A 12,611-nucleotide genomic window follows, 5' to 3' on the forward strand; every position below is an offset into this window, starting at 1 on the left:
TAGGGAAGCCCACTCTGGTACTGTTTGTTAAAAATACTCAATCTTGAAATTTTACCATAGTACAAACCTAAAGGGCGACCCCGTCTGCATTCTACCTTCGACATTCTCTCGTCGGGTTGTGAGCAACCCTCACCACGTTTGTAACCCTCCCCACAATTCGACATCGCTCGGGCGACCCCGTCTGCATTCTACCTTCGACACTCTCTCGTCGGGTTGTGAGCAACCCTCCCCACGTTTGTAACTCTCCCCACGATTCGACATCGCTCGGGCGACCCCGTCTGCATTCTACTTTCGACACTCTCTCGTCGGGTTGTGAGCAACCCTCACCACGTTTGTAACCCTCCCCACATCAGCAACCCTACTCCATACCTGTGCGCTTGAAACGTACAAACTGCCGTGTTCCAAAGTCTATTTGTGCCTTGCCGATGCAAGAAGGTGTGGATGAGCAAAATTGCACATTAATACGTTCCCGATAAACCAGCCCTACGCCCGCTGCGTATGTTTCTATCCGTTTATCTTGATTCACCAGCGTCGAGTCGTTTTGCTGAACCACCGTTGCTGTTCGGTCAAAGGCAGTTCCTGCTATTTTCAACGCTTTGTTTACGTCTTTTAGTACATACTCATCTTCCCCCAAATTGTTGTAACTGTTCCCATTCCACGAACGTTTTTCGGAGGGAGGAAATACCATTTTTACGTAGTCACGCCCACTTTCGTTGCGGACTGCGTAATCAATTTTTAACCGTACTGTAAACGTAGAATCTGGCGTCCACGGTTGACCTTCCAGTGTTCGGCGAAAACGAGCAATGCGATACACTTTCTCTCCCGCAGGGTCAAGATAACTTTCTGCCAACTTTTCTTTCCATTGAAACGCCCGAACCACCGCAGGACGTCCAAGGGCTACTTCTTCTTCGTTTACGTCATATTCCACAAATCGCCCTACTTCCAGTGGAAAAAAATCACTACCTTTCACAGTGGTTTCGCAATCGTCGCAGGGAGAGGTACAAGAATTTATCCCAAAAGTCAAAACCATGCCTATCAAAGTCCAGTTTAGTAAAGAACAACTTCTTAACAAAATGGTCATACGAAAAGCAAAATGTACATGCCTCATTGTCCTATTTTCGTCTTTGTTTGCCAAAATAGACCTATATTAGAATTGAGTTAGAATTAATTAATATTGGAACAAATATAACGGTCTATTGCTTTTTCAACTATCAACCCATCCAAGAAACCGCATGAATTCGCAGTATATAAGGCAAATTGTAGAACAACTTGCCATTTCGACTGGGCAACCCGTTGTAACCCACCGAACGACTTACGATCAAGTCGAGCAAACGTCTTCGTATTCAGGAACCGACATCCATCGGTTTATTGAAGACCTTCACCGAAGCGCACGGCACAACAACCTCACATTGGTCGTCAATTGTTTACCAAAGAATCAGTTTGTTCCATTTATTGAATCCGCGACCCATCCCGTTCTTTATTTTGAAAAACATAATTTGGGTCTAACACCCGTGATTGTGGGTAAAGATGACCAAGGAACTCCCATTCTCTGGAGCCCCATCATCGAAAATCGCCCCCGTCATACAACAGCAGAGGTATTATCTCCGCTGGTGTTTGAAAACCAGTCCGACACTTCCAAAAATGGCCAAGTACTGTACATCACGGCTTTTCCGATGCAGCCTTTGGTCAGCGACGACAGCACGCTAAGTCAAACCGAGAACGAAATTCTCAGTCCCGTTCAGCGGTTGATACGTCTGTTGCGTAACGAACGCAAGGACATTGGTTACATTTATTTTTATGCCGTTGTAGTGGGGCTCATCAGCCTTGTGTTGCCCTTGGGCGTGCAAGCCATCTTTAGTTTGGTTTCGAGTGGTTCGGTGTTTAGCTCGGTTTATGTGCTGATGGGCTTGGTCGTTTTGGGTCTTATTGGAAGCGGTATCATGCAAATCATTCAAGTGTCGCTGGTAGAAACCCTCCAAATGCGGATTTTTGCCAAAGCTGCCTTTGAGTTCACTTATCGTGTGCCGCGTTTGAAATACGAAGCCCTACGTCAGGACAATCCTACGGAGCTTATGAACCGCTTTTTTGACGTGTTGACCATCCAAAAATCGCTTCCCAAGTTTTTGATTGAGCTTAGTGCTGCTTTATTACAAATCATTTTTGGTTTACTTTTACTTTCATTTTATCACCCCTTCTTTATTGCTTTTAGCTTATTTGTCATCCTTATTTTCTTGGCCATCATTCGCATCAATGGTCGTAAAGGACTGGAAACTAGCATCAAAGAATCAAAATACAAATACCGCGTTGTGGCATGGCTCGAAGGAATGGCCAGCACGTTATTTTCGTTTAAAACCGCAGGCTCAACCCACCTCCCCATTCAGCGCATGGACGGGCTCGTGACCAATTACCTCACGTATCGCAACAAACACTTTAAAATCTTACAAGGGTTTTATTACTATTCGTTGGCATTTAAGGTCGTTGTCATTGGTGGTTTGTTGATTTTGGGTACCTACCTGCTTGTCAACCGCCAAATTTCGTTGGGGCAATTTGTGGCTTCCGAAATCGTGATTGTGTTGTTGACGGGAGCCGTTGAAAAATTACTTCTAAGTATTGATGTGGTTTTTGACCTTCTTACTGCCGTCGATAAATTGGGGTACGTTTCGGATTTAACGTTAGAAAAAGAAGGTGGTTTTCGCTTTTCGGCCACTCAGTTTCCCAAAGGACTTGAGCTTAAAACACGCCATTTAAGTTATGCTTATCCGGATGCGTCTCATCCCGCCATCAAAGATATTTCGATGGATATTCAGCCTGGTGAGCGGGTTTGCTTGACAGGACAAAACGGTTCGGGAAAACATACCCTTCTAAAATTGCTTTCTGGCATACTTACTGAGTATGAAGGCAGTCTTATCTACAATGGCGTTTCTATGCGTGACTTAGACATCACTACCCTCCGCAATTACCTGAGCATGAACTTTCCCAACCAAGAAATTTTTGACGGTACTATCCTCGAAAATTTGACCATGGGGCGGGCAGGAATTACGTTGGAACGCGTCAAAGATGCCTTAGAAAAATTACACCTTACGGAAGAAATTGCTCAATTGCCCGATGGCCTTGCCACCTCCATTATTTCGGGAGGGCGTCATTTTTCGTTGAGTTTTGTCACCAAAATAGCCCTTGCTCGTTGTTTGCTCACTCAGCCTAAATTGCTCTTATATACCGATGCTCTTCGACAAATCGAACGCAGCGAACGCATCCGAATCATTGAGTTCTTGACTGACCCTGCTCATGATTGGACGCTTGTGGTGCTTTCCAACGACCCTGCATTCATGGGAGCCTGTGATCGTGTTGTGGTCTTGGAAGAAGGCCAAATTATTGCCGAAGGCCCCTACAAAACTGTATTAAAGCACGTTGCAACGCTCGAAAACTAAGACCATGCTCAATATATCAAAACAGCGGGTCAATGTACCTGCCATCGAAAACGAAGTCAATTCACTTCATACCCTCCATTCCCCCAAAACAGCACGGATTGTGTATCGCTGGATTTTGGGTATTGTCATTGTTTTAATTCTAGTGATGTTTTTGCCGTGGCAACAAAACATCAACGGAAAGGGCTACGTCACGGCACTTACCCCCAAAGACCGCCCACAAAACATCCAAAACGCCGTAGCAGGACAAATCCAGCATTGGTACGTTCGGGAAGGTGATTATGTCAAAAAAGGAGATACGCTTTTAACGATTTCCGAAATCAAAGACGATTATTTTGACCCTCAAGTACTCGTCAGAACGCAGGAGCAAATTGAGGCCAAACAAGCCGCCATCAATGCTTACAATGCCAAAATTCAAGCCACTGACTCTCAAATTTCGTCCCTACGTCAAGGGCTACAATTGAGCCTTGAAAAAACACGCAACAAATTGCTTCAAGCCCGCCTAAAAGTAAAAAGTGACAGTGCCGATTTTATCGCCATAAATCGTGGTTTTGACATTACCAAAGAGCGACTCGAACGCGGCGAAGCCATGTACAAAGATGGAACGATTTCGCTGGTGGACTTGGAGAGTCGTCGGGTGAAGTTTCAAGAAGACCAAGCAAAAGTAACGTCCCAAAGCCAGAAATTGGCCATTTCGCGCAATGAGCTCATCAACGCACGCATCGAACTTAGTTCGGTTCAAGTTGATTACCAAAAAGATATTGCTAAGTCATTTTCTGACCGTAGTTCAGCTTTGTCAAGCCTCGCCGACGGAGAATCTGAGTTGTCTAAACTCAAAAACAAATACGAAAATATCCGTATTCGTCGTGAACAGTACGTTGTTCACGCCCCGCAAGATGGCTACATTATCAAAACCCTCAAAGCGGGTATTGGAGAAACCATTAAAGAGGGCGAATCCATTGTTACGCTGCAACCCGACAAACCCGATTTGGCCGTAGAATTGTACATAAAAGCCATGGATTTGTCGCTCATCAAACCTGGACGCCACGTACGACTGGAATTTGACGGATGGCCTGCGTTGCAGTTTTCGGGCTGGCCTGGTACTTCGGTCGGAACTTTTGGTGGAACAGTCGCCATTGTTGACCGCGTCAACAGTAAAAACGGCGAATACCGCCTCCTTATCAAGTCGGACCACGAAGGTAACGAAAACGACAAATGGCCCGACCAACTACGGATTGGTTCGGGAGTGAACGGTTTTGTGATGCTCAAAGACGTCCCGATTTGGTGGGAAGTATGGCGCCAACTCAACGGTTTCCCGCCTGACTACCTCAGCGATATTTTGCCTGCGGAAGAGAAGGAGAAAAAATAAAAAGGGGCAAAGGGCAAGTTCGCAAGAGGCAAGTTCGCAAAGGGCAAATTTACGTGCGTCGGGTTGCTCATAAATCAACAAATGCGTGCGTTGGGTTGCTCATAAATCAACAAAAGTGTGCGTCGGGTTGCTCACAACCCGACGAAACTGCAAGCTAAATTCCCACACGGACAACCTTTTCCTTAGTCGGAATGAAAAAAAATAAAAAGTGTACATCGATGAAATTCGTCATACAGTTATTTGTCGTCCTACTTTGCTGCGTGGGTTTTTTACCTACATGGGCACAGACCGACACAGGCAAGGTGTTTTCTTACCGCGATTTTTATGAGTTGGTGACCAAAAACCACCCCGTATTGCGGCAAGCCAGTAACCTTTCCGACCAAGCCAAAGCTGAGTTGCTGATGGCAAAAGGAGGCTTTGACCCAAAACTCGAAGCCAGCTTCGACCGTAAATATTTTGACAACAAAGCTTATTTTAACTTTTGGGACAACCAACTCAAAGTACCACTTTATTGGGGGGGAATTGATGTAAAAGCGGGTTTTGAACGAAATGTAGGCGACGTACTGGGAACCGATATTCGTACCCCACTCGATGGGCTCAGTTACGTAGGCTTCACCGTTCCCGTCTTGCAGCGATTTGTTATCGACGAACGCCGTGCAACCCTCCAAAACGCCCGTTTGTTTCAAAATATGGCCGAAGTAGAACGCGTTAAGTTGGTCAATAAATTGATACTTTCGGCCGCCAAAGAATACTGGACTTGGTACTTTGCGTACCGAAACTACGCCCTCGTCCAAGAATTTCACGACTTGGCCGTACAACGGTACGATTTGGTCAAAAAACGCGTAGCGCAAGGCGACTTACCCGCGGTGGATACCGCCGATGCCCAAGTTACGCTCCTCGACCGACGAATTATGCTCGACCAAGCCTTGGTAGATTTTCAAAATGCCCGACTCATTCTTTCCAATTATTTGTGGGACGACAACAATGGCCCGCGTGAGTTACCCAGCAATGCCGTTCCTCAGCTTAGTCCTGCCCAACGCATTGATAGCAATACGCTTACACAACTATTGGACATTTCCCGACAAAAACATCCCGAAATTCAAAAGTTGGACATTAAGACCCAGCAATTACGCATTGACGAGCGTTTAGGTCGCGAAATGCTCAAACCCAAATTCGACATTGGGCTATCGTCGCTCAACTATACCCACCGCTTTATCACGGGGCTCGAAATACCCAATACAGGGCCGTTTCCTGCTTTTTACAAGCTGAACGTTGATTTTTCGATGCCGTTGTTATTTCGCAAAGAGCGCGGTAAGCTCGAAACCATCCGCATCAAACAAGCTCAAAACAACCTCGAACTCCAGCAAGTACGTCGCGAAATCAACAACGACGTGCAGGCATCGTACAACGAAGTGCTGAACCTCGAAAAACAGATTCAAAACCAGCAAATTGCTATTGAACGCCAAGCACAAGTGCTACGTGCTGACGAGCAGCGGTTTGCCATTGGAGAAACCCAATTGCTTCAGCTAAATATGCGCGAGTCGAAACTCAATGAACTGAAAGTAAAGCTCGAATCCATGAAATCGAAGTACGAAAAAGCGAAGGCAACCCTGTTGTTTTCAGCGGGTTTGAGTGAATGGTAAACGTCCAAAAAGTTAACTAGCCATTAATTATTGAAAAAATCGTTATAAAAACCCTCGCTCGAAATGCCTAATTTTGGGGTCTGATTAAACACTTTCCCTAGTGGGTGGGGCTCTTCTAACGATGAAAAATTACATAAAACACGACCCTTGGTGCATTATTGAGGAAGGATTTTATCCTGAATACAACGAAATCACCGAAAGTCTTACCAGCCTTGGCAACGGCCGCATGGGCCAGCGAGGTAACTTTGAAGAACAATTTTCGGGCAAAACACTACTCGGAAACTACGTAGCGGGCGTTTTTTATCCCGATAAAACCCGCGTAGGTTGGTGGAAAAACGGCTATCCGCGCTATTTTGCCAAAGTACTCAATGCTTGTAATTGGATTGGCATCAACGTTGACATCGAGGGAGAAACGCTCGATTTGGCAACCTGCACCGTTTCGGATTACTCGCGCGTGCTCAACATGAAAGAGGGTATTTTGGAGCGTACTTTTGTGGCTACCCTCGCGAGCGGCAAACAGGTACGTGTTCACGCCCAACGTTTTTGCAGCATCGTTGATGACGAAGCGGGAGCGATTCGCTATTCGGTGACGCCGCTCAATTTTGACGGCACCATCACCCTGACGCCCTCGCTCGATGGCGATATTAGCAACAAAGACTCCAATTACGGCGAGAAATTTTGGGACGAAATCCATAAAGAAACGGCCTTCGGGGAAGCTTATCTTGAGATGCGTACGAAAGACACCCCGTTCAAAACGGAGTTGTTCAACGTATGTACAGGAATGAAAATTGACATTCTCGTAAACGGAGAAAGTGTTGATTTTCAAAGCAAACCCGTTAAGTCTGCGAAATATGTTGCGTGCAAAATTGAGCTAAAAGCCAAAGCCAACGAAGAGATTACGTTGTACAAATATGCCGTTAACTTGGCTTCGTTGAACCACGCACTTGAAGATCTTCTCCCCAATGCCAAAGCCTATATCGCGCGCATTTCGGCCAAAGGTTTTGAGCAAATGAAAGCCGAACACGCCCAAGCATGGGCCGAACGTTGGGCACAAAACGACATCATCATCGAAGGCGATTCGGACAGTCGCACTGATGCGGCGCAGCAAGGGATTCGTTTCAATATTTTCCAACTTGAACAAACCTACACGGGCGAAGACGCTCGCCTTAATATTGGCCCGAAAGGCTTTACGGGTGAAAAATACGGAGGTAGTACCTACTGGGATACGGAGGCGTACTGCTTGCCGTTTTACCTCGCTACGGCCGACCAAAAAGTGGCGCGTAACCTCTTGGTTTACCGCCACAAGCATCTACAAAAGGCCATTGAAAACGCCGCAATGCTGGGCTTCAACAACGGTGCCGCGTTGTATCCGATGGTGACCATGACGGGCGAAGAGTGCCACAACGAATGGGAAATTACGTTTGAGGAAATCCACCGCAACGGCGCGATTGCCTACGCTATCCACGATTACATCCGCCACACGGGCGATGAATCTTATTTAGCCGAGTATGGCCTAGATGTATTAGTCGGAATTGCTCGTTTTTGGGCACAACGCGTCAACTGGTCGGCAGACAAGAAAAAATACGTGATGCTGGGCGTAACTGGCCCTAACGAATACGAAAATAACGTCAACAACAACTGGTACACCAACTACCTAGCGGCTTGGTGTTTGCGTTATACGTTGTCAGCGGTCAGCAGTTTGCAGGCAGCAGACAGTGGGGTGCAGCCTGCGGTGTTGGGTACATTGAGTGAGGAGGAATTAGCCAAATGGCAGCATATTGTGGACAATATGTACTATCCTTACGATGCCGAGCGGCAAGTGTTTTTGCAGCAAGATGGATTTTTGGACAAAGAACTTTTGACCGTCGAAGACATCAAAGAACACCGTCCTATCAACCAAAAATGGTCGTGGGACCGCATTTTACGGAGCTGCTTTATCAAACAAGCTGACGTATTGCAAGGGCTTTATTTCTTTGAAGAAGAGTTTGATACCGAAACCATCCGTCGCAATTTTGATTTCTACGAACCCATGACCGTACACGAGTCGTCGTTGTCGCCTTGCGTACACGTGATTCAAGCGGCGAAATTGGGTTACAACGAAAAAGCGTACGAAATGTACCTTCGTACCTCACGCCTCGACCTCGACGATTACAACAACGACACCGAAGACGGCCTACACATCACCAGTATGGCGGGTACGTGGATGTCGGTGGTCAAGGGTTTTGGGGGAATGCGTATCAAAGACGGGAAATTGGCCTTTACGCCCTTTTTGCCTGAGCAATGGAAAGGTTATTCCTTTAGAATTGGTTTCCGTGGGCAAGTGGTTCGCGTCGCCGTTCGCCCAGGCGAAGTGGAAGTAGAAAACCTTTCGTCACAAGCGTTAAGTTTGGCCATTAATGGAACAGAAATTACCGTAGCGGCACAAGCAACGGAGGTTGTGAAAGGGTAATAAAATCAAAAATAGTACTTACCAAAAAGCGGAGTTTGACGACTCCGCTTTTTTATGTTACAAATATTTTACCTCTCCGAAGCTTTTGGTAGATGATAGAAAATGACAGAAGCCCTTTTACACCACTACAGCTTTTTTGGGCTTTATGTTTTCCCTCTCTATCTTTGGTTGTTAAACACTATCCTGAAAATCAGCATGAAAAATCTAGGCTTCCTTGGGCTACTTTTCATGGGCTTAACGGCCCAAGCCCAAACGCTATTAACGCCCGAACAACTCTGGAAGTTGGGGCGGGTAAGTGGTAAAGGCATTTCTAAAGACGGTAAATCAGTCGTTTATAGCGTCAGTACGCCCAATATCGACGAAAACAAAAGTAGTAGCAAAACGTACGTTATCCCCATCGGCGGCGGAAATCCCTCACTCATTACCAACGTGGACGACCTGCTCGTTAATCCTAAAATTTCGCCCGATGGAAAGTTCAAAATCAGCAGTGAAGAAGTAAAAGTAATGAAAGTGACGGGCAAAGATGCTTACCCTCAGCTTTCAAAAAGTAACGTCCTGATTTATGACCAACTCAATTACCGCCATTGGGACGAATGGGAAGATGGGAAGTTTGGGCACGTGATGCTCACGCCCACGGGAGGCGGAGCCGCCAAAGACCTCATGGAAGGCGAGCCCCACGATTGCCCGCTCAAACCCGACGGCGGTGATGAAGATTTTGTGTGGAGCCACGATGGGAAAAAGATCGTATATGTGACCAAGAAAAAATTTGGAACGGCCTACGCTATCAGCACCAATACCGATTTATATGCGTACGATTTAGCCACGGGCACAACAACCAACCTCACCGAAGACAACAAAGGGTACGACCTTCAGCCCGCCTTTAACCAACAAGGGCAACTCGCGTGGCTACAAATGAAACGCGACGGATACGAATCTGATAAACAAGACATTATTGTAAGTAACGGCACGACCAAAATGAACCTTACCGCCCAGCGCGACGACCTACACGTGGACGGTTTTAAGTGGAGCGAAGATGGGCGTAGCTTGTTCTTTACCGCCGCTACCAACGGCACGTCGCAGTTGTTTCAGGTGACCTATCCTGGCTTGACCAAAATGATGCCCATCATTACGCAAATCACCAAGGGGGATTTTGACGTAAATGGAATCATTGGTCAAAGCGGTAAAACCTTGGTCGTAAGCCGCGCGGACATGAACCACGCCAGCGAATTATATACCGTGGATATTGCTAGCGGCACCATGGCCCAACTCACGCACGTCAACGACGAAGCATACGCAAACCTCGGAATGTGCAAAACCGAACGCAGATTTGTCAAAACCGTGGACGGGAAAAGCATGTTGGTATGGGTGATTTATCCGCCTAACTTTGACAAAAACAAAAAATATCCTGCCTTACTTTACTGCCAAGGTGGCCCACAAAGCGCCCTGACGCAGTTTTATTCGTTCCGTTGGAGTTTTCAACTCATGGCGTCCAACGGGTACATCGTCGTAGCTCCCAACCGACGCGGTATGCCTGGCCACGGTACGAAATGGAACGAACAAATCAGCAAAGACCACGGCGGTATTGTGATGCAAGATTATTTGGCAGCGATTGACAACGTGAGTAAAGAGCCTTTTGTCGATAAAAATCGGTTGGGCTGCGTGGGGGCGAGTTACGGAGGCTACTCCGCATTTATGCTCGCAGGTATGCACAATAATCGCTTCAAAACCTTCATTGCCCACGATGGCATTTTTGATTTTCGCAGCATGTACGGCTCTACCGAAGAGCTTTGGTTTCCTAATTTTGACTACGGTGGTCCGTACTGGGACACCAAAAATGCGGCAGCTCAAAAATCTTATAGCCAATTTTCACCCAGCAATTTTGTCGCTAAATGGAACACGCCTATCTTGATTTTTCACGGTGAAAAAGACTACCGAGTTCCCCTCGAACAAGGCTTGCAAGCATTTCAAGCAGCGCAGTTGAGGGGTATCAAAAGTCGATTGGTGGTGCTGCCCGAAGAAAATCACTGGGTACTCCGCGCCCAAAATGCCCAAGTTTGGCAAAATGAATTTTATCGATGGTTGAAGGAAACTTTATAAAAAATGAACAATACCCGAGTTTATAAAATGGCTTTTGCGGGCGTTTATCCGCATTATGTTCAGAAAGTTGAGAAAAAAGGACGTAGCAAAGAAGAGTTGCACCAAGTGATTTTGTGGCTAACGGGCTACGACGAAACTGCTCTCCAAAAAGTGATAGATGAACGCACCGATTTTGAAACGTTTTTTGCGCAAGCCCCTCTGATAAACCCCAATGCTAACAAAATTACGGGGGTCATTTGCGGATACCGCATCGAGGACATTGAAGATCCTTTGATGCAACAAATCCGTTATTTGGACAAACTCGTAGATGAACTGGCGAAGGGTAAAACGATGGAGAAAATTCTACGGAAATAGAAAAAAAGTGTCCCGACATACTCTACTGTCGGGACACAAATGGCATTAAGCCTCTGACTGTTCACTTAGCTCGCGATTTGCCAACTATAGCGCAGTTGATAGTGGCCTCCGTGGTCGATGTAGTTCAACGTTTGAATGGGCGAGTTAGCGCTACCGTTAAAAGTAGCATTGATGCTTCCAAACTCGGCAATCGCCACTTGAGGCGCAAAAGTATCATCTTGGATAAGTCCAACAATCCACTCCACCAAGGCGCCCAAAATAAACCCTACCGCTGCCCCAACTACGATGCCAATGGGCCCACCAACAGTGCCACCAATCGCAGCGCCCACTGCCGTCCCAATAGCACCACCTACGGCCGTAAAAACCAATTGGAGTTTGTCTTTGATAGCATCGTAAAGGTCTTTGATAAAACTCGCAAAACCACCGCCGTCTTTTTCTGAAAGTGCTAAAAACACCGCAAAGCTTTTGGGAAATTTCCCTGCTGAAGTAAGGGCAAATTGCTTAATGGTTTTGGCAGGATTGTACGATTTTACGTCGCCATCGTCAAAATCTCCGCCCACAAAAATTTCACTGATGATAGATTCTTTTTTGGCGTCGTCGAGGGCAACACCACCCATGGCAATTTCATCACTTCCAGGCCATTCAGGATTTGTCTCGTCCACACATTTAACCGAATGAACATTAAACCGCAGTGATTTGTTGACCACTGCTCCACCCACATTGCCCAATAACTGCACTCCAAGGTACTTTTCCGTAAACTTCTGATAATACGCCTCATTGAAAGTCGTATTGACAAAGGCAAACTCGCTTTTGAGGTTTAACTGCGCTGAGGCAATTTTCGTAGCCCGCAAATCAACTCCCTTTAAAACAGCAAAGCTGTGCAGCTCAGGTGCCATTAGGTTGGTTGTTTTTACGCGCGTTTCAAAAGCCGCTTTACGATTTGCGGGCATTTTAGCGATGCGGTTTGCAACTGCCGTCCCCGCTTTACTAGCCCCTTTTTTCATTTTAAATACAGTTGGCTGAGAGCGCACCTGAAGCTCTTGCAAAATTTCTAGTTTGAGGATGTCGGTCACTTTTTTAACCAATGAGTTAAATACCTGATCATCCAAGGTTGCAGCATTTCCTAATCGAATTGTTTCCATACTCGTTGACAAAAGAGTTAAAGGTGAAAGGAAATAAACGTTGAGAATTCTCTCTGCAAAGGTCGCTGATAACCTCCTAAGTTTTTAGAGTGGAAATACGGGAAATAAAAAATGCGTTTTTTTACTTAATAG

At 46.2% G+C, this 12,611-nt stretch carries 8 protein-coding genes; 6 read left to right on the forward strand and 2 right to left on the reverse strand.

The genetic code is table 11. From position 1 onward, the window contains the following. Positions 1–358 precede the first annotated feature (358 nt). A complete protein-coding gene (locus AC23N5_RS26595) occupies positions 359–1,030 on the reverse strand; it encodes a hypothetical protein (protein WP_487757869.1) in 672 nt (223 codons plus the stop codon). Positions 1,031–1,232: 202 nt separating this feature from the next. Here AC23N5_RS26595 and AC23N5_RS26600 point away from each other — a divergent pair, with 202 nt between their 5' ends. The 6 genes from AC23N5_RS26600 (at position 1,233) to AC23N5_RS26625 (ending at position 11,337) form a co-directional block, all read left to right on the forward strand. Continuing rightward, positions 1,233–3,428 (forward strand): peptidase domain-containing ABC transporter, encoded by a 2,196-nt coding sequence (locus AC23N5_RS26600; protein WP_183971528.1) that lies wholly within the window; start codon positions 1,233–1,235, stop codon positions 3,426–3,428. A 4-nt stretch (positions 3,429–3,432) separates the two neighbouring features. Further along, positions 3,433–4,794 carry an HlyD family secretion protein gene (locus tag AC23N5_RS26605; protein ID WP_183971527.1) on the forward strand — a complete coding sequence of 454 codons (1,362 nt, stop codon included), beginning with the start codon at positions 3,433–3,435 and terminating at the stop codon, positions 4,792–4,794. Positions 4,795–5,012: 218 nt separating this feature from the next. After that, positions 5,013–6,437, forward strand: coding sequence for a TolC family protein (locus tag AC23N5_RS26610; RefSeq protein ID WP_487757870.1), 1,425 nt, complete (start codon positions 5,013–5,015; stop codon positions 6,435–6,437). 121 nt (positions 6,438–6,558) lie between these two features. Continuing rightward, positions 6,559–8,886, forward strand: a complete 2,328-nt coding sequence (locus AC23N5_RS26615; RefSeq protein ID WP_487757871.1) for a glycoside hydrolase family 65 protein — start codon at positions 6,559–6,561, stop codon at positions 8,884–8,886. 195 nt (positions 8,887–9,081) lie between these two features. Then, on the forward strand, positions 9,082–10,983 hold the full coding sequence (locus AC23N5_RS26620) for a S9 family peptidase (RefSeq protein ID WP_487757872.1): 1,902 nt from the start codon (positions 9,082–9,084) through the stop codon (positions 10,981–10,983). 3 nt (positions 10,984–10,986) lie between these two features. Then, positions 10,987–11,337 (forward strand): DUF2200 domain-containing protein, encoded by a 351-nt coding sequence (locus AC23N5_RS26625; RefSeq protein ID WP_487757873.1) that lies wholly within the window; start codon positions 10,987–10,989, stop codon positions 11,335–11,337. 65 nt (positions 11,338–11,402) lie between these two features. On the opposite strand, the gene AC23N5_RS26630 is transcribed toward AC23N5_RS26625, so the two are convergent. Continuing rightward, positions 11,403–12,479, reverse strand: coding sequence for a glycine zipper family protein (locus AC23N5_RS26630; protein ID WP_487757874.1), 1,077 nt, complete (start codon positions 12,477–12,479; stop codon positions 11,403–11,405). Positions 12,480–12,611: the final 132 nt, after the last annotated feature.

It is taken from the genome of Runella sp. R5_40, from assembly GCF_057652295.1.